A 21065-nucleotide genomic window follows, 5' to 3' on the forward strand; every position below is an offset into this window, starting at 1 on the left:
TCACTCCTGGCCCGCGTCGTGGAGCGCCTTCGTCAGCAGCTCCGCCACGGACTGCACGGTGGGCTCACGCAGCAGCGTGTGGTGGGTGCCCGGCAGCTCGTGCGATTCGAGCTGTTCGCCCACCAGCGCACCCCAGCCGCCGTCGGGCGTGCGGGTTTCGTCCCGCTCCTCCGCGTGGATGCGCAGCACGCGCTGATCCATCGCGGGCGGGTGGTAGCGCCGTGCCGCTTCGAGGTTCGCCTCGAAGACCTGGAAGAGGGCCGTGGCGTCCATTCCGGGTGGCAGGGCTTCGGCCAGGGCCGCGGACTCCAGCACCGTGTCCACATCCAGGTCCGTCAGCGACACGCCCATCAGGTCCTGTGCGAACAGGGCTACCGCCAGCGTACGGTCCAGGTCCGGCTCCGAGTCCGGCACGGTCTCCGGCACGTACGAGTCGATCATCGCCACCAGCTCCACCGATTCACCTGCTTCGCGGAGCTGGTACGCCATCTCGTAGGCGATGACGCCGCCCAGGGACCAGCCGCCGAGGCGGTACGGGCCGTGGGGTTGGACGCCTCGCGCAACGCGCACGTAGCTGGCGGCCAGGGCCTCCACGGTGTCCAGCGGCTGATGCGTGCCGTCGAGGCCTCGGGCCTGGATGCCGTAGAAGGGCTGATCCGGTCCCAGCCTCCGCGCGAGCTCCGCGTAGGCCAGCACGTTGCCTCCCACCGGGTGCACGCAGAAGAACGGCGGTGCGGTGCCCGGGCCTTCCTTCGTGAAGGGCACCAACGGCGTGAAGGGCATCGGCTCCTCCGGCTCGGCCTCCGCCAGCAGGACCGCGAACCGCTCCACGCTGGGGGCCTGGAAGAGCGCCGACAGCGGGAGCTTCCGGGCCGTCTCCCGGTGCACTGCCGCCATCAGCCGCACCGCGAGCAACGAGTGCCCACCCAGCTCGAAGAAGCTGGCGCGCACGTCCACCGCGGCCACGCCCAGGGCTTCGGCCCAGAGGGCCGCGAGCCGGGCCTCGGCTTCATTCCGGGGGCCCATATGGGCCTCGGGGCTGACCGGGCCGTCCACGGGGACGGGCAGGGCCGCGCGGTCCACCTTGCCGTTGGGCGTCAGCGGGAGGACGGGCAGAGCGACGTAGGCCGCCGGCACCATGTAGTCCGGCAGCGAGCGCTGGAGGTGGCTTCGGAGCGGAGCGGTGTCCACCTCCGGCGCCACGTACGCCACCAGTCGCTGCACGCCCGGCACGTCCTCGCGCACCAGCACCATCGCGTCGCGGATGCCCGGGTGCGTGCGCAGCGCTGCTTCGATTTCGCCCGGCTCGATGCGGTAGCCGCGCAGCTTCACCTGGAAGTCCACGCGCCCCATGAAGTCGAGCGTGCCGTCCTGCTTCCAGCGGACCCGGTCGCCCGTGCGGTACAGGCGGGCTCCGCGCTCCGTGCTGAACGGGTGGGGAAGGAAGCGCTCCGCCGTGAGGTCCGGCCTGCTGCGGTAACCGCGTGCGAGGCCTTCGCCCGAGATGAACAGCTCGCCGGGCACTCCCACGGACACGGGGTTCAGGTTCGCGTCCAGCACGTACACGCCCACGTTGAGCATGGGCCGGCCGATGACGGGCGTGGGCTGCGCCGTGCCCTGGATGCACTCGATGGTGGACGCCACGGTTCCTTCGGTGGGGCCATAGGCGTTGTAGGCCTTCGTGTGATTCGTGGCCGCGAGCGTGCGCCACGTCACCTCGTCCATCGCCTCACCGCCGATGAAGCAGATGCCCGGCACGTGGACTTGATCCAGGAAGCCCGCCTCCAGCAGCAGCTTGAACAGGGACGGCGTGCAGTCCAGCGCGTCGATGCGCCGCTGCTCCACCCACGTGAGCATCGCCTCCGGATCCTGCCGCACGGCCTCCGGGACGATGCACAGGCAGTGGCCGTCCGCCATCAACAGCAGCTGCGTCACGGACGCGTCGAAGTAGAGCGGCCCGTTGAGGCTCACCCGCATCACCTTGGGCGCCTGCGTGTAGCAGGCCTCCGTCAGCGAACGATGCAGGTGCGCCAGCGAGCGGTGCTGGATCATCACGCCCTTGGGCATGCCCGTGGAGCCCGACGTGTAGATGACGTAGGCCAGATGCTCCGGTCGTGTGGCCGTGCGCGGGTTGCCCGGCGAGGACGCTTCGATGCGCCGCGCGTCCACGTCCAGCCGCACCACGTGCCGCACCGCCGGCTGCCACGACTCCAACTGGGCCTGGGTGGTCAGCAGCACGGCCGCGCCGCTGTTCTCCAGGATGAAGGCCCTTCGCGCTTCGGGGGCCGCGGGGTCGAGCGGCACGTACGCGCCACCCGCCTTGAGGATGCCCAGGAGCGCGACGATGGCCTCTGGCGAACGCTCCAGGCAGAAGGCCACCGGCACATCCGGGCCCATTCCCAGCGAGCGCAGGTAGTGCGCCAGTTGGTTCGCGCGCACGTTGAGCTGGTGGAACGACACCGTCGTGTCGCCCATCACCACGGCGGGTGCCTTCGGCGTGCGCGTCACCTGCTGTTCGAAGCGTGCGTGGAAGGGCAGGTCGGACTCGAAGCGGATCCTCTCGCCGCTCCACTCCTCCAGCACCCACTGGCGCTCCTCCGCTGTCAGCAGGGGTAGGGAGTCCAGCGCGGCATCGGGCTTCGCGACCGCGCCTTCCAGCAGTTGGACCAGGTGCTCGGACAACCTGCGGGCCGTGGCGGGTTCGAAGAGGTCCGTGGCGTAGGAGAGATCGCCCTCGAAGCCTCGCTCCGTGCGGCTCAGCGTCAGGTCCAGGTCGAACTTCGTCGTGGGCAGGTCCACCTCCACCGGACGCAACGTCAGCTCCGGCAGGCGCACCTCCGCATCCGGCATGTTCTGGAGCGCGAAGAGGGCCTGGATGAGCGGCGTGCGCGACAGGTCGCGCGTGGGCTGCACGGCTTCCACCAGTCGCTCGAAGGGGATGTCCTGGTGTTCGTACGCGCCCAGCGTGGTGGTGCGCACCTGCGAGAGCAGCTTCCGGAACGACGGACGGCCGTCGAACCTGGCGCGCAAGACCAGCGTATTGACGAAGAAGCCAATGAGGCCCTCCGTCTCCGCGTGACGGCGGCCCGCGATGGACGTGCCCACCAGCAGGTCCTCCTGCCCGGAGTACCGGTGCAGCAGTGTCTGGAAGGCCGCGAGCAGCACCATGAAGGGCGTGGCGCCTTCCGCCTGGGCCAGCGCCTCCACTGCCTCACTCAACGACAGCGGCAGGCGCACCGGGAACGTCGCACCCCTGGCGGAACGCTGGGGCGGACGCGGCTTGTCCGTGGGCAGGGCCAGGGCCTGCGGAGCTCCGGCCAGCTGCTGCGTCCACCAGCCGAGCTGCGCGTCCAGCACTTCGCCCTGGAGCCAGCCGCGCTGCCAGACGGCGAAGTCCGGGTACTGCACCGGCAACGGTGCCAGCGGAGAGGGCTGACCCTGCCGGAAGGACTCGTAGAGCGCGGTGACTTCGCGCACCAGGATGCCCATGGACCAGCCATCGCCGATGGCGTGGTGCAGGCACAGGAGCAGCACGTGTTCCTGCTCGCCCAGCTTCAACAGCGTGAGCCGCGTGAGCGGACCCATGGCGAGGTCGAAGGGCTGCAGCGCGTCCTCGCTCGCGAGCCGCACGGCCTCCGCTTCTCTCTCATCGTCGGGCAGGCCCGTCAGGTCCACCACCGACAGGACTCCGGTGGGGGCGGGGTGCACGTGCTGGCGGGGTTCGCCGTCGTGGGCCTCGAACGTCGTGCGCAGCGCTTCGTGACGCTGCACCAGGGCGTCGAAGGCCTGCTGTAGCGCGGGCACGTCCACCGCGCCGGAGAGCCGCAGCGCGGTGGGCATGTTGTAGAGCGCGCTGCCCGGGTCGAGCTGATCGATGAACCACAGCCGCTGCTGCGCGAACGACAGCGGATGCGGACCGGGGCTCGTCGCGGGACGCAGCGAGGGCAGGGCGTTGGCTTCCGGCGCGTCCGGCAGCCGCTGGGCGAGCGCCGCCACGGTGGGGGACTCGAACAGCGCGCGGACGCCCACGTCCACGCCGAAGCGGGCGCGGATTCGGGAGACCAGCTGTGTGGCCAGCAGCGAGTGGCCGCCCAGCTCGAAGAAGTGGTCGTTGCGGCCCACGACGGGCACGTTCAACAACTCCTCCCACAGCGAGGCCAGGGCCACCTCCGCGGGCGTCGCTGGGGCCTCGTACGAGCGCGCGGCGCGCCACTGCGCCTCCGGTGAGGGCAGCGCCTTGCGGTCCACCTTGCCGTTGGGTGTCAGCGGCAGGGCGGGCAGGGTGACGAAGGCCGACGGCACCATGTACTCCGGCAGGTGCTTGCGCAGGTGCTCTCGCAGCACCTCCGTGTCGCCGTCCGTCACCACGTAGGCCACGAGCCGCGCATCGCCCGGCGTGTCCTCTCGGACCAGGACCACCGTGTCCCGGACTCCGGCGTGCGTGCGCAGCGTGGCTTCGATTTCGCCCAGCTCGATGCGGTAGCCGCGCAGCTTCACCTGGAAGTCCAGGCGGCCCATGAACTCCAACGTCCCGTCCGGCCGCCAGCGGCCCTTGTCTCCCGTGCGGTAGAGGCGGGCTCCGGGCTCCGCGCTGAATGGGTCTGGCACGAATCGCTCGGCCGTCAGGTCCGGACGGCCCAGGTAGCCGCGGGTTACGCTTTCGCCGGAGAAGCACAGCTCGCCCGGCATGCCGAAGGGCACCAGGCGCTGCCGTGCGTCGAGCACGTACGCGTTCAGGTTCGCCAACGGCCGCCCGATGACGGGCTCCGTCCGGGGACTGCCCTGGATGGAGGCGCCCGTCGTGCCGACCGTGCACTCCGTGGGGCCGTAGCCGTTGAAGGCGCGCGTGCGGTCCGTCGCCGCGAGCCGCCGCCACGTCTCCACGTCCAGCGCGTCGCCGCCCGTCAGGATGACCGGCGGCACCCAGGCCCGCTCCAGCAGCCCGGCCGCCAGGAGCGGCTTGAGCTGCGCGGGCGTGCAGTCCAGCGCGTCGATGCGGTGCTGCTCCAGCCAGGTGAGCATCGCCTCCGGATCCAGGCGCAGCGCGTCCGGGACGACGTGGAGGCAGTGCCCGTCGATGAGGTGGACCACGCGCTCAATCACCGCGTCGAAGTACAGCGGCGCGTTGACGCTGATGCGCTGTCCACGCGGCTGGCCCGCGTAGAACGCTCGGCCCATGGCCCGGTGCATGTTGAGCACGGAGCGGTGCTGCACCATCACGCCCTTGGGCGTGCCCGTGGAGCCGGACGTGTACAGCACGTACGCCAGGTGCTCCGGGCCCGTCAGCGCGGGCAGGGGTTCGTGGGAGAGGGCACCCAGGCCGGGCTGCTCCACGTCCAGCCAGACCTCCTGGACGCCGTAGGGGCTCCAGTCCCCGCACGCGGTCTCCGTCGTGACGAGCACGGCCGCGGCGCTGTCCTTCAGCACGAAGTCCCTGCGCGCTGGCGGGGCTCCGGGGTCCAGCGGGACGAAGGCTCCGCCCGCCTTGAGCACCGCGAGGAGCGCGACGATGGACTCCACCGAGCGCTCCAGGCACAGCGCCACCCGCACCTCCGGGCCCACCCCCACGGAGCGCAGCCGCCACGCGAGCTGGTTGGCCCGCGTTTCGAGCTGCCGGTACGTCAACGCCGTCTCCCCGAACACCACGGCTGGGACATCCGGGGTGCGCGCCACCTGCCGCTCGATGAGGCCGTGCAGTGTCGCGTCGCGCTCGAAGTCGAGCAGTTCGCCGCTGCCCACGCGCACCAGCCGCACCAGCTCCTCCGGCGACACGAGCGATACGTCCGCCAGCGGCAGGTCCGGCGCGTCGCACACGGCCTCCAGCAGCCGGCGCAGGTGCGCGGCGAACCGCTCGATGGTGCCCGCGTCGTACCACTCCGCGGCGTAGTGGAAGCGGCCCTCGTAGCCGTCGCGGGTCCGGTTCAGGTCCAGCGCCAGCTCGAACTGCGTCGGGCTGCCGCCATCGAAGGAGGCCGGCCCCACGGTGAGGCCGGGCACCGCGAGCTCCGGCACGGGCGCGTTCTGGAGCGCGAACATCGCCTGGAAGAGCGGTGTGCGGCCCAGGTCGCGCTCGGGCTGGAGCGCCTCCACCAGGTGTTCGAACGGGATGTCCTGGTGCTCGTACGCGCCCAGCGTGGTGGCGCGCACCTGCGCGAGAAGCTCGCGGAAGGTCGTCTTCGCACCGAAGCGGCCGCGCAGCACCAGCATGTTCACGAAGAAGCCGATGAGGCCCTCCGTCTCCGCGTGCCTGCGGTTCGCGATGGGCGAGCCCACCAGCACGTCGTCCTGTCCGGACATGCGCGACAGCACGGCCTGGAACGCCGCCAGCAGCGCCATGAAGGGCGTGGCGCCTTCGGCCTGGGCCAGCGCGTCCACGCGTTCGCTCAGGACACGCGGGAGCGTCACCCGGACCAGGCCGCCTCGCTGCGTGGAGGTGGCGGTCCTTGGCCGGTCCGTGGGCACGTCCAGCACGAAGGGCGCTCCGGCCAACTGGTTCTTCCACCACTCGACCTGCGCTTGCAGCACTCCGCCCTGGAGCCAGCCGCGCTGCCAGACCGCGAAGTCCGCGTACTGCACCGGCAGCTCCGGCAGGGCGGCGGAGCGGCCCGCGCGCCGGGCCTCGTAGAGGGCCGTGAGCTCCCGCACGAGGATGCCCAGGGACCAGCCGTCGGACACGATGTGGTGCAGGTGCAGCACCAGCACGTGCTCCCGTTCTTCCAGCTTCATCAGCAGTGCACGGATCACCGGCCCGCGCGTCAGGTCGAACGGACGCAGCGTCTCCGCGTGGCCCTGGCGCTGGGCTTCGGCCTGCTTCGTGGTGCGGCTGCCCAAGGCCGTCAGGTCCACGAATTCCAGGGGGGCGTGGCCCTCTGGGTGGATGTCCTGCACCGGCTTGCCCGCCTCCATGCGGAAGGTGGTCCGCAGGGATTCATGCCGCGCCATCAGCGCGTCCAGGCTGGCGCGCAGCGCGTCCACGTCCAGGTCGCCGGTGAGGCTCAGGGGCAGCGGCATGTTGTAGAGCGGGCTGCCCGGCTCCAGCTGATCGACGAACCACAGCCGCTGCTGCGCGAAGGACAGCGGCGGCGCGGACGTCCTCGCGGCACGGACCAGCGGTGGCGCCTGGGTGCGTCGCGCGTTCACCAGCCGCTCCGCCAGCGACGCCACCGTGGGCGCATGGAACAGTTCGCCCAGCGGCAGCTCCACGCCCAGTGTCGACCGGATGCGCGAGACCACCTGCGTGGCCAGCAGCGAGTGCCCACCCAGTTCGAAGAAGTCGCCGTGGATGTCCACGGTCTCCAGGTGCAGCACCTCCGCCCAGATGCCCGCGAGCGCCTTCTCCAGCTCGCTCCGGGGCGCGGCGATGGCGCCGTCCGTGACACGGGTCTGGGGCGCGGGTAGGGCCTTGCGGTCCACCTTGCCGTTGGCGCTCAGGGGCAGCTTCGGCAGCACCATGATGGCCGAGGGCACCATGTAGTCCGGCAGCTGCTTCTGCACGGATGCTCGCAGCGCTCCCGTGTCCAGGCCTTCCGCTTCACCGCTCACCACGTAGGCCACGAGGCGCTTGTCGCCGGGCACGTCCTCGCGCACCACGACCACCGCCTCCTCGACCTCTGGCGACTGGCGCAGCACGGCTTCGATTTCGCCCGGCTCCACGCGGTAGCCGCGCAGCTTCACCTGGAAGTCGGCGCGGCCCAGGAACTCCAATGTCCCATCGCGCTGCCAGCGCACGCGGTCGCCCGTGTCGTAGAGACGCGCTCCGGGTTCAGCGGCGAAGGGGTGGGGGATGAAGCGTTCGGCGGTGAGGTCCGGGCGCTGGAGGTAGCCCCAGGCCAGGCCGTCTCCGCCCACGTACAGCGTGCCCGGCACACCCGGCGGTACGGGCTGGAGCGTCGCGTCCAGCACCCACGCCGTGGAGTTCGACAGCGGCCGGCCAATGGGCACCGAACGGCCCACGGTGTCACCGGCGCGCAACGTGTGCGTGGCGGAGAATGTCGTGTTCTCCGTGGGGCCGTAGCCGTTGACCAGCACGGCGCCCGGGGGCAGCTGCTTCAGGTGTTCACGCACGCGCTCCACGGGCAGCACGTCACCGCCGGCCAGCACCTGCTTCACTCGGGCCAGCGCGTCTCCCTGGTGCAGCACCATCTGTTCGAAGAGGGCGGCGGTGAGCCACAGCGTGGTGATGCCCTCACGCCGCAGCAGCGCTCCCGTCTCCTCCAGTGACAAGGACTTGGGCGGAGCGAGCACCAGCGTCGCGCCGTTCAGCAGCGCACCCCAGACCTCCAGCGTGGACGCGTCGAACGCGATGGGCGCCAGGTGGAGGAAGACCTCCTCGGGTCCGAAGTGGATGAAGTCCGCGCCGCGCACCAGACCCGTGATGCCCCGGTGCGGAACGCTGACGCCCTTGGGCCGGCCGGTGCTTCCCGACGTGAACATCACGTAGGCCAGCGCGTCGGCGGACACGTTCAGGTCGAGTGGCGTCTCCGGCTGCCGCGCGATCTGCGCTTCATCCGCGTCCAGCAGGACCTGGAGGTCCGTCACCTGAGGCAGTTCATCCGCCAGCGCCTCCTGCGTGACGAGCACGCTCACGCTGGCCGCCTGGAGCATCCAGGTGATGCGCTCCGCGGGGGTCTTCGCGTCCACCGGCACGTAAGCCGCGCCGGCCTTGAGGATGCCCAGCAGACCGGTGACGAGGTCGAACGACCGCTCCAGGCACAGGCCCACCCGGTGGCCGGGCCGTACGCCCTGGCGCCGCAGGTGGTGCGCGAGCTGGTTCGACGCGCGCTCCAGCGCCGCGTACGTGAGCGTCTCCCCGCCGGACTTCAGCGCGATGGCGTCCGGCGTGCGCGCGGCCTGTTCCGCGAAGAGGGCGCCCACGGACGCGTCGCGCGGGTAGTCCCGGGCGGTGTCGTTCCACCCGATGAGCAACCGCTGGCGCTCGGCGTCCGTGAGCCAGGGCAGCTGCCCCAGCCGCGTGTCTGGCGCTCGGACGGCGGCCTCCAGCAGCACTCGGAGGTGATCCGCCATGCCTGCCACGGTGGCCGGTTCGAAGAGGTCCTGGTTGAAGACGAGGCCGCCGTCGAAGCCGTCCGGCGTGCGCATCATCAGCCACTGGAGGTCGAAGAGGATGACCTCCGGGGTGGACTCCAGTGGGCGCAGCGTCAGCCCCGGCAGGGACAGCTCAGGCAGGGGCGCGTTCTGGAGCGTGAAGGTCACCTGGAACAGCGGCGTGCGGCCCAGGTCTCGCTCCGGATGGAGCGCCTCCACCAACTTCTCGAACGGCAGGTCCTGGTGCTCGTACGCGCCCAGCGTGGTGGTGCGTACCTGCTCCAGCAACTCACGGAAGCGGAGCGTGTCGCGGACCCGCGTGCGCAGCACCACCGTGTTCGCGAAGTAGCCGATGAGGTCCTCGGACTCCGCGTGGCGGCGGCCCGCGATGGGCGACCCCACGAGCACGTCCTCCTGGCCCGCGTACCGGTGCAGCAGCAGCTGGAAGGCCGCGAGCAGCACCATGAAGGGCGTGGTGGAGGTCTGCTTCGCCAGCGACTCCAGCGCCTCGCTCAGCTCGCGCGGCAGGGTCATGGGCTGCACGCCGGCCCGGAAGGACTGGCGCGTAGGACGCGGGTGGTCCGAGGGCAGCTCCAGGTAGGGCGCGGCGTTGTCCAGCTGCCCGCGCCAGTACGCCACCTGCGACTCCAGCACGTCGCCCTGGAGCCAGCCGCGCTGCCAGAGGGCGTGGTCGGCGGCCTGCACCGGCAGCTCCGGCAACGGCGACGGCTGCTCCGCGGAGAATGCCGCGTAGAGCGCGCCCATCTCCCGCACCAGCACTCCCGTGGACCAGCCGTCGGAGATGATGTGGTGCGTGTTGAGCAGCAGCCGGTGCTTCGTGGGCCCCAGCTTCATCAGCAGCCCGCGGAACAGCGGGCCCTGCTCCAGGTCGAACGGGGCGCGAGCCTCCTCCAGCGCCAGCCGCGATGCCTCCGCCTCGCGCGCCTCCGCCGTCGGCAGCGCGGACAGGTCCTCATGCCGCAGGGGCATGGGGAAGGGCGGATGGATGACCTGCGACGGCGTGCCCTCGTGCGAACTGAAGGTCGTGCGCAGCGCTTCGTGGCGGCGCACCAGTTCGTCGAATGCGGCCAGCATCACGATGATGTCCAGCGTGCCGTCCAGCTCCAGCATGCTCGGGAGGCTGTAGGCGTTGCCCGCCGTGCCGAGCTGCTCGATGAACCAGAGCCGATGCTGCGCGAATGACAGAGGCAGCACGTCCGGCCGCTCCGCGCGGACCAGCGCGGGCAGGGCGGACTCGGGGACTTCCAGGGCCTCGGAGGCGGGCTGCCGGAGGGCGTCGATGCGCTCGGCCAGCGCCGCGACCGTGGGCCCTTCCAGCAGGGCGCGCAGGGGCAGCTCCACTCCGAAGTGATTGCGCACGCGCGACACCAGTTGCGTGGCCAGCAGCGAGTGACCGCCCAGTTCGAAGAAGCCATCGTTGCGTCCCACGGCGGGGACGCGCAGCACCTCGCTCCACAGCGGGATCAGCGCCGCCTCGGTGGGCGTCGCGGGCGGTTCGATGACGCGCTCCGTGGCGGGAGCAGCTTCCGGTGCCGGCAGCGCCTTGCGATCCACCTTGCCGTTGGACGTCAGCGGCAGGGCGTCCAGCGTGATGAACACCGCGGGCACCATGTACTCCGGCAGGTGACGGAGCAGGTGCTCGCGCAGGGGCGACGTGTCCACCTGGGGCGCGACGTACGCCACGAGCCGGTCGTCGTGCACCCGCACCACCGCGTCCCGGATGCCCGGGTGCGCGCGCAGCGTGGATTCAATCTCACCCAGCTCGATGCGGTTGCCGCGCAGCTTCACCTGGAAGTCCAGGCGGCCCATGAAGTCGAGCGTGCCGTCCTCGCGCCAGCGGGCGTTGTCGCCCGTGCGGTACAGGCGCGCGCCGGGCTCCGTGCTGAAGGGGTCCGGCAGGAAGCGTTCGGCCGTGAGCGCGGGCTGGCCCAGGTAGCCTCGGGTGACGCCTTCACCGGAGAGGCACAGCTCGCCCGGCGTCCCGATGGGCGCCAGACGCTGGTTCGCGTCGAGCACGTACGCCCGCAGGTTGGTGATTGGCCGGCCGATGACGGGCAACGGCTGGGGCGCGCCCTGGACGGCGATGGTCGTCGCGTCCACGGTGACCTCCGTGGGGCCATAGCCGTTGTAGACACGCGTGCGCTTCGTCGCGGCGAGCTGCCGCCACGTCACCTCGTCCATCGCCTCGCCGCCGATGGTGAAGCGCCCGGGGAGGTGGGCACGCTCCAGCATTCCCGCGGACAGCAGGAGCTTGAGCTGCGACGGCGTGCAGTCGAATACGTCGATGCGCTGACCATCCATCCACCCGAGCAGGGTCTCTGGATCCAGGCGCACGTCCTCCGGGACGATGACCAGGCAGTGGCCGTCCAGCAGCTGGATCACCTGTTCGATGGATGCGTCGAAGTACAACGGCGCGTTCACGGTGATGCGCTGAGCGGGCGGCAGCTCTTCGTAGATGCTCCGCGTCATCGCCAGGTGCAGGTGGATCACCGAGCGGTGCTGCACCATCACGCCCTTGGGCGTGCCCGTGGAGCCGGACGTGTAGATGACGTAGGCGAGGTTCCCCGCGCCCGCCACCGGCGGCGGGTTCTCCGAAAACCTGTCCGACTGTCCGACAGGTTTTGTGTCCAGCCGCACCAGGTGGGGCACTTCTGGGTGCCACGCTTCTTGCGCCGCCTGCGTCGTCACCAGGACGGACGCGCCACTGTCTTTGAGGACGAACGACTTGCGCGCGGCCGGAGCCTTGGGGTCCAGCGGCACGAAGGCTCCGCCGGCCTTGAGCACGGCCAGCAGTGCCACGATGGCCTCCGCCGACCTCTCCAGGCACAGGCCCACCGTCACCTCAGGGCCCACTCCCAGCGACCGCAGGTGCCAGGCGAGCTGGTTGGCCCGCGCGTTGAGCTGCTGGAAGGACAGCGTCGTTTCCTCGAACACCACTGCGTCCGCATCCGGCGTCTCGGCGGCCTGCCGTTCGAAGCGCGCGTGCACGGTGGTGTCGCGCTCGAAGTCCACGACGTCGCCGGTGCCGGTGCGCAGCAGCCAGGCGCGGTCCTCGGCCGGGAGGAGGGACACGTCCGTCAGCCGGGCTCCGGGCTGGATGAGGGTTTCGAGCGCCTGACTCCACTGGCCCAGCACGCGCTGCACGGCGGCCGCGTCGAAGCGGTTCTCGTCGTAGGCCAGGTGCAGTTGGAGCTCACGGCCCGGGTGCACCGTGGCCGACAGCGGGTAGTTCGTGCTCTCGCCGAGCTCCAGGTCGCGCAGATCCAGCGCGGTGGAGCGGCGCAGCACCGATTCGTCGAGGGGCGCGTTCTCGAAGACGAGCAGCGACTGGAAGAGCGGCAGGCCTCGGGGGATGTCGCTCCAACCGTGCGCGGCGACCAGTGGCGTGTGCTGGTGCTGCTGGATGTCCAGCAGCTTCGCCTGGAGGGACTGGAGCCAGGGCAGCACGGGCGCGTCCTCGTCGGGGAGCGCGACGCGGACCGGCAGCGTGCTGATGAGCAGGCCGAGCATGGCCTCCGAGCCCGCGAGTTCCGGCGGCCGACCCGCGAACGTGGTGCCGAAGAGGACATCGCGCGTGTCCGCGTGGCGCGCCAGCACCAGGGACCACGCCGCCTGCGTCAACGTGTTGACCGTGAGCCGGTGTTGCCGGGCGAAGGCTTCCAGTGCCGCGGTGCGTGCCTCCGGCAGGGTCAGCACCCGGTTGGGCTGATTCACCGTGCCGGACGGGATCGCGGTCGGAGGGCGCATGGCCGGCAGGGGCGTGGGCGACGACAGGCCTGACAGTTGGCTGCGCCAGAAGCGTTCGTCCTCGGCGACGTCGCGCTGGCCCAGCCACGCGATGTAGTCCCGGAACGGCGGACGTCCGGCGGCGGGCAGCGGCGTCCCGGCGGTCAGCGCGTCGTAGATGGCGAAGACCTCCTGGAAGAACAGGCCCAGGCTCCAGCCGTCGAAGAGCAGGTGGTGGTGGCTCCAGACGAAGCGCCACCGCGCGTCTCCCAGCCGCACCGCCGTCATGCGCGACAAGGGCGCGCGCGACACGTCGAAGCCGCGCGCGCGATCCTCCGCGAGCAGCCGCTCCAGCCCCACCTGCTGCTCCGGCTCCGGCAGGTGGCGCCAGTCATGCGCTTCGAACGGCATCACCGCGCGTGAATGCACCGCCTGCAGCGGCGTCTCCAGGTCCTTCCACACGAAGGCCGTGCGCAAGATGGGGTTGCGGTCCACCGCCGTCTGCCATGTCCGCTGGAACAGCGCGAGGTCCACGTCCGAGTGGACCGACCACGCGGCCTGTTCGAAGTAGAAGCCCGACTCCGGATCATTCAGCGCGTGGAAGAGCATGCCCTCCTGGAGCGCGGAGAGCGGGAACAGGTCCTCTACCGTGGGACCCTGCGCCTCGAGCACCGCGTCCAGTGAGGCCTGGGACAGGCGCGCCAGGGGGAAGTCGCTCGGCGTCCTCCTGCTCGCGTCCTCCGAGTTGCGTCGGGCGATGAGCTCGCGCAGCGCGCGCGTGAAGCCTTGGGCCAGGGCTTCGATGGTGGCGGTGTGATGCCACTCATGGCTGAAGCCGAAGTCCATCCGCAGCTGTCCGTCCGCGACGAAGCCGTCGATGGACAGCGCGTGAGCGCGATGGGACCGGGGCGCCACCGTCATGCCGGTGGGCTCGGTGCCTGGGGCGAAGAGGGTGCTGGCGCCGGTGGAGCCGTCCAGTTGCTTCAACTCGTTGAAGACCACCTGCGCGGACGGCAGGGCCGCGAGCCGCTGGCGGAGCTCCTCGGGCCCCATGAACCGCAGCAGGACCTGGCCGATGCCTCGGTCGGACCATGTGGACAGCGAGTCGCGCACCGCGCGCAGGCAGTCTCCAGTCGAGCCACCCTCCGGCAACTGGAGCAGGGCCGGCGTCAGCGACGTGAAACACCCCACGGTGCGGGACACGTCCGCGTCCGCGAAGAGTTCCTCACGACCGTGGCCCTCCAGGTCTATGAGCAGGCGCGACTGGCCCGTCCACTCGCGCAGGGCCTGGGCCAGGGCCGTCAGCAGGATCTCGTTGATCCGCGCCCGCCAGGCCCCCGGCGTCTCCTGGAGCAACAGCCGGGTCTCTTCCGCGTCCAGCCGCACGGACACGGTGCGGTGCGAGCCAGCCGTCCCGGGCCCGGAGCCATCGGTGGGCAACGGCGCTACGTCCCGCCGGGCCTCGTCGAGCCAGAGGGACGTCTGCGCATGCAGTGCGTCGGACAGGGCGTGGACTTCCAGCCTGCGAGCCCAGGCCAGGAACGAGGTCGTCTTCGTGGGAAGCGCGGGAGACTGGCCCGCGCGCAAGCGCAGGTAGGTGGTCTCCAGATCCTCGACAAGCACCCGCAGGGACACTGCGTCCACCACCAGGTGATGGAAGATCAGCAGCACGCGCTGCTCTTGTCCGGCGCCGAAGTGGAAGAGGGCGGCGCGCAGCAGGGGCGGCCGGGCCAGGTCGAACGATGCCTGGAGGCGCTCGGCCTCCTGCTCCAGCCGCGCCGCACGCATCTCCGCGGGCAGTTCGGACAGGTCGAACTGGAGCAGGGAAACCTGGGCCTCATCGGGCGCGGCGTCCTGCTGGCGCCAGGCGCCACCGTCCTCACGCATGAAGCGCATGCGCAGGGCGTCGTGGTGGACCACCAATGCCTGGATCGCCTCTTCCACCCACGCCGCCTTCAACGGCTGGCGCGCCTGGAGCAGCAGCACCTGATTGAAGTGATGGGCGTGCGTGGGATCGCGCTCCAGCAGCTGGCGCTGGATGGGCGTGAGCGGCACCTCGCCCACCACCGGTCCCTGTTCCGCGAGGCGGCCCCCGCTGACGCGAGCCACGGAGGCCAGGGCCTCCAGCGTCGGATGTTGGAACAGGTCGCGGACGAACAGCTGGATGCCGGCCTGCCGGGCCCTCGCGACGGCCTGGAGGCTGATGATGGAGTCGCCGCCCAGCTCGAAGAAGTTGTCATCGAGCCCCACGCGTTCGACGCGCAGCACCTGCGCCAGGACCTCCGCGAGCGTCCGCTCCATCTCCGTGCGGGGCGCGATGTACTCGCGCGTCGCCGCGCGCTGGCCCTCTGGCGTGGGCAGGGCCTTGCGATCCACCTTGCCGCTGGAGGTCAACGGTAGCGCCGGCAACGGGATGAAGATCGCGGGCACCATGTACTCGGGCAGCCGCCGCGACAGGAGGGGCCGCAGCGAGGCCAGATCCAGGTCCGCGCCCGAGACGACATAGGCGACCAGGCGCCGCGCACCGGGCGCGTCCTCGCGCACCACGGCCACGGCCTCCCGGACATCCGGGTGGGTGAGCAACGCGGCTTCGATGTCGCCCAGTTCGATGCGGAAGCCTCGCAGCTTCACCTGGAAGTCCGCGCGGCCCAGGTACTCCAGCGTGCCGTCGATGCGCCACCGGGCGATGTCGCCCGTGCGGTACAGGCGCGCGCCGGGCTCCGTGCTGAAGGGGTCCGGAAGGAAGCGCTCGGCGGTGAGCGAGGGGCGGCGCCAGTAGCCTCGGCCGACCTGTACGCCGCCGATGAATAGCTCTCCTGGGATGCCCACGGGCACCGGTTCACCGCGGGCATCCAGCACGTGCATGCGCGTGTTGGCCACGGGCCGGCCGATGGGCACGACTCGCAGGGCTTCGTCGCGCGGGCACTCCCAGGACGTCACGTCCACGGCGGCCTCGGTGGGGCCGTAGAGGTTGTGCAGCGTGGTGTGCGGCAGGCGCGCCTGGGCGCGGAGCACCAGGTCCGCGGGCAGGGCTTCGCCGCTGCACATCAACTGGCGCAGGCGCGGCAGGGACTCCAGTCCGGGCTCTTCCACGAAGGCGCGCAGCATGGAGGGCACGAAGTGCGTGGTCGTGACGCCCTCTCGCGCCATCAGCGCCACGAGGTAGTCCGGTTCCTGGTGACCGCCGGGCCTCGCGAGCACCAACCGCGCGCCTGTCATCAGGGGCCAGAAGAACTCCCACACCGAGACGTCGAAGCTGAACGGCGTCTTCTGCAGCACCGTGTCCGACGGCGTCAGGCCGTAGCGCCCCTGCATCCAGCGCAGGCGGTTGACGATGCCCGCGTGCGCGTTCATCGCTCCCTTGGGACGGCCCGTGCTGCCAGACGTGAAGATGACGTACGCCAGGGAGTCATCCCCAGCCAACGGCACGGGACGCGCCGTGGACTCATTCGCGAGCAGGTCCGCCTGCTCATCCAACGCGATGACGTGCGCGGCATTCGGAGGCAGCGCGGTACGGAAGCGCTCTTGCACCAGGAGCACGGGCGCGGCGGTGTCCTCCAACATCCCGGCGAGCCGTTCCGCGGGCGTGGCCGGATCCAGCGGCACGTAGGCGGCTCCGGCCTTCAGGACGCCCAGCAGGGCGACGACCATCTCCCGCGAGCGCTCCATGCAGACGCCCACTAGCGTCTCCGGGCCGACGCCGCGCGCACGCAGGTGGTGCGCGAGTTGGTTGGCCCGGGCGTCGAGCTGCGCGTACGTGAGGCGCTGGTCCTCGAACTGGAGCGCGATGGTCTCCGGCGTGCGTTCGGCCTGGGACTCGAAGAGGTGGTGCAGCGTGGCCCCAGCGGGGAAGTCCACGCGCGTGTCGTTCCAGCCGCGCAGCACCTGTTCGCGGGCGGCCGGCGTGAGCAACGACAGCGTCGCGAGCGATGCTTCCGGAGTCGCGATGATCTCCCTCGCGAGCACCACCAGGTGCTCCGCCATGCGCTCGATGGTGGCTGCGTCGAAGAGGGCGGTGGCGTACTCCAGGTGGCAGACGATGCCCGTGCGGCTCTCCAGCACCTCCAGGGACAGGTCGAACTTGGCCGTGTCGTTGGGGACTTCCACCTGGCTCAGTGCCAGCGACGGCAGCTGGCCCCGGGCCTCCGGCGTGTTGATCACGTTGAGGACGGCCTGGAAGACCGGCGTGCGGCTCAGGTCGCGAGGGAGCTCAAGTGTCTCCAGGACGCGCTCGAACGGAGCGTCCTGGCGCGCGTAGGCCTCCAGGGCCTGGGTGCGCACGCGGCCCAGCAACTCCACGAAGGACGGCTGGCCGGACAGCTTCGAGCGGAATGGCAGGGTGTTGATGAAGCACCCCATCAGCCACTCGACCTCCGGGCGCGTGCGGCCCGCGATGGGCGTGCCCACCACGAAGTCGTCCTGGCCCGAGTAGCGCGACAGCACCGTCTGGAAGAGCGCCATCAGCACCATGAACGACGTGGCGCCTTGCTTGCGGCCCAGCGCCAGCAGCGGCGCGGACACTTCGGCCGGGAACGCGAAGCGGTAGCGCGCGCCCGCGAAGGACTGGAGCGCGGGACGTGGCCGGTCCGTGGGCAGCTCCAGCGTGGGCGCCCCGGCCAGCTGCTGATTCCACCAGGCGAGCTGCGCCTCCATCACGCCGCCGTCCAGCCAGGCGCGCTGCCACACGGCGTAGTCCGCGTACTGCACCGGCAGCTCCGTCAGGGGCGACGGCTGGCCCGCGTGGAACGCGGCGTAGTTCGCCGTCAGCTCGTGCGCGACGACCATGTTGCACCACGCGTCGGACACGGCGTGGTGGAAGACGATCGCCAGCACGTGGACCTGGGGCTCCAGGCGCAGCAGCGTCGCACGCACCACGGCCTGATCCAGGTCGAAGGGCAACAGCGCGTAGGCCCTGCAGAAGCGCTGCATCTCCGCTTCGCGGGCTTCGGGCGAGTCACCCTCCACGTCGCGGCGCGGGAGCGGCAGGCCGCGCGGCGGGTGGATGTTCTGCACCGCGCGGTCGCCCTCCAGCGCGTACGTGGTGCGCAGCACTTCATGCCGCGCCACCAGCGCGTCCAGCGTGGCCTGGAGCGCGTCCACGTCCAGCTCCCCGACGAGGCGGAAGAGCGACGGGTTGTTGTAGGCGCCGCTGCCGGGCGCCATCTGCTGGAGGTACCAGAGGCGATGCTGGGCGAAGGACAGCGGCAACGGCCGGTCGCGGCCCACGCGCGGAATGGGCGGCGGGCCCTCGTTCACGACTGGAGTCGCGGGGCGCGCGGCGACGGGCGCCACGGCGGGACGCGGCGCTTCCACGACGGCGGGACGCGCCACGGGCGGAGGGGGGAGGTGGGACGGTGACGCCACGGGCTCCACGCGGCCATCCGCGCGCAACCGGGCATGGCGGCCAGTGCGGTACAGCCTCGCCGAGGCCTCTCGGGGGTGCGGCACCAGGCGGCGGTCCTCGTCGCCCGCGCGCCACAGCGCCGTGGGAAGCCCCGCGCCCGCGAGGGCCAGTTCGCCCACCACGCCCACGGGCACGGGCTGACCGGCCGCGTCCAACACCCACGCCTGGAGGTTCGCGGGGATGCGTTCTCCCAGCGTGCGCGGCAACAGCGCGCCTTCCTGGGCGTCACCCGACAGCCACACCTCCACGCCCGCGGCCCTGTGCAGCGCCGCGCCCAACTCCGCCGAAGCGCCTTCCAACACCAGCGCGCCAACATGAGCCAGGGACTCGCGCGCTCCGGGCAGTTCGCTGAGTGAACGCGCGAGCCGGGCCGACGTATGCACCAGCACCGCGCCGGACTGGCGCGCCAGCTCCAGCAGTCCTTCCACGCCCGCCTCGGCCTCCACCAGCACCTGCTCCTGGCGGGCGGTGGCCTCGGCGGCCATGCGCTCGCGCACCACGGCCAGGCGACGCAGACCGTCCAGCACCACCGGGGTGTCCAGGCCGAAGTCGATGAGCGCCGCCACTTCATCCACGTCCGCCGCGCGCACGTCGCGCAGACGCTTCACCGCGCCGTCCACCGTTCCCACGAGGCCCGTCGTCTTGGCGTGGTTCTCGAAGGTGTGCTCCAGCAGCGCGTCGATGTCCTCCGGGGACAGCTTCTGGATGTCGCCCTGGTAGCCCTGGGTGAGCAGCAGCGACGTGACGATGTCCACCGAGCTGCGGAAGTACGCGAGCAGCGGCTTGCGCACGAGGCGCAACACCTCCTGGTCGTCGTCGCCCAGGTACGTGTGCAGCATGCAGGTGATGTGGCCTCGGCCGGGGTGGCCGTTGCGGCGCCATGCCTCGCGGTACAACGCCACCTTCGGCTTCAGCTCCTCCAGCGAGTGCGACAGCAGGCCCGTGAGCACGCCCGCGCCCAGCTCGCCCGCCATGCGGAAGGTCTCCGGGTTGGACGTGGCGGTGAGCCACACAGGCAGCTCCTTCTGCACGGGCTTCGGCCGCAGCGCTCCCTCCACCAGGGTGCCCGCGCCGCCGGGGCGCTTGAAGCGCTCGCCGCGCCACAGCGAGCGCAGCGTGGACAGCTTCTCCAGCAGGATGTCGCGGCGCTTCTCGAAGTTGGCTGGCGCGAAGGTGAAGTCCTGCGTGTGCCAGCCCGTGGCCACGGAGAGACCCACTCGGCCCTGTGACACGTTGTCCACCACGGACCACTGCTCCGCGATGATGAGCGGATCATGCAGCGGCAGCACCACGCTGCCGGAGCGCACGTGCAGGTGCTTCGTGACGGCCGCGACCGCGGCGGAGATCACCGCGGGCTGCGGGTACAAGCCTCCGAACGAATGGAAGTGCCGCTCCGGCGTCCACACCGCGGAGAAGCCGTTCGCGTCCGCGAACTTCGCTCCCTCCATCAGGAGTTCGTACTTGGGACCCTGGAGCGCGTCCTCGTCGTTGGCGAAGTAGATGAGGCTCAGGTCCATCGCCTTCGCGCGAGGCCCGCCGCCTCCCAGACTCACCAGCCGCGCGGTGATGCGCTCCGGTGGGTACACCACGCGCAGGCCTCGCGTGAGCGCCCATAGAGCCTCCAGCTCCGGACGGTCCGCGGACGCCTCGCTCGCGGACAGCCATGCGCCGCCGTCCGGAGGAGACAGCCGCGAGTCCATGCCGGTGAAGAACTCCGACAGCTCGCGGTGGCCCAGCGCCCAGGCGGGCTGTCCGGCGCCCGTGGGCAACAGCCACGCCAGCGCGTGCGCGTCCTCTCCTGCGCGGAGGGGAGCACCCGATGCGTCCACGTCCTCCACGTAGACGACGCGCGATGCCTCCACTCGCACGGAGGCCACCAGCGCGCGCGTGGTGACGAGTACCGGCACGCGGGTGCCTTCTGGCGCGTAGACAGGCAGCTGCGTCAGGTCCGCCGGGCCCAGCGCGATGCCCGCGCCACCCGCGGCCAGCACGCCCCACAGCGCGGCCAGCTTCTCCGGCGATGAGCGCAGGCACACGGCCACCGGTGTCCCTGCCGTCACGCCCAGGGCCTTCAGCCGCTCGGCCAGGGCATCCGCCCGGGCGCCAAGTTCGGCCCAGGTCCAGTGCGCATCCCCACGCGAGACGGCGGTGGCGTTCGCGTGGCGTGCACGCCGCTCCGCCAGGAGGGCCGGCACGGAGGTGATGCCCGGTGAGGCACGGGGCGCGGGCCAGGCGCGGCGCTCGGCCTCCGTGGTCAGGGGAAACTGAGCGACAGGCGTCTCAGGCCGGGCGAGCGCCGCTCCGAGCAACACCTGGAAGTGCTCCATCAGCCGCTCCACGGTGGCGGCGTCGAACAGCTCCGTCGCGTACTCCAGGACGCCGTGGACGCGACCGGGAGCTTCGGAGAGCAGGAGCGTGAGGTCCGCCAGGGTGGCGCCCCATTGCACGGGCGTGCCCGGCACCTCCACCAGCGAGCCGCGCAGGCCCGTCAGGTTCAGCGTCCCGGCGCCCGCGGCCGCACCCGTGTGGTAGACGAACACGGAGTCCGTCAGCCTTCCTCGGCCGATGTCGTGGCCCGGGATGAGGGCTTCCACCAGGTACTCGAAGGGCACGTCCGGACGCGTCTGTGCGTCGGCGACCTCGTCACGCACCTGGGTCAGCAGCTCGCGGAACGTGAGGCCTTCGGTGAAGCGCGTCCGGAACGCCGCCGAGTGCGCCACGTAGCCGATGAGCGGTAGCAGCTCCGGCCTCGTGCGGTTGGCGATGGGCGTTCCGACGATGACGTCCGTCTGGCCGCTGTAGCGGTGCAGCAGCGTCTGCCACGCGGCGAGCACCGTCATGTAGCCGGTGAAGCCCTCACGGCGTGCGA

Annotated in this window: 1 protein-coding gene (cut by a window edge); it reads right to left on the minus strand. The window is 71.2% G+C overall.

Annotated elements, in window-relative coordinates; translation table 11 throughout:
* Positions 1–21065: part of a non-ribosomal peptide synthase/polyketide synthase coding region (locus tag D7Y11_RS13415; protein WP_126933889.1), annotated on the minus strand (this coding region is incomplete at its 5' end). 10224 nt of the annotated region lie beyond the right edge of the window; the window shows 21065 of its 31289 annotated nt.

The sequence above is a fragment of the Corallococcus sp. AB018 genome, from assembly GCF_003986945.1.
GTDB classification, from domain to species: Bacteria; Myxococcota; Myxococcia; order Myxococcales; family Myxococcaceae; genus Corallococcus; species Corallococcus exiguus.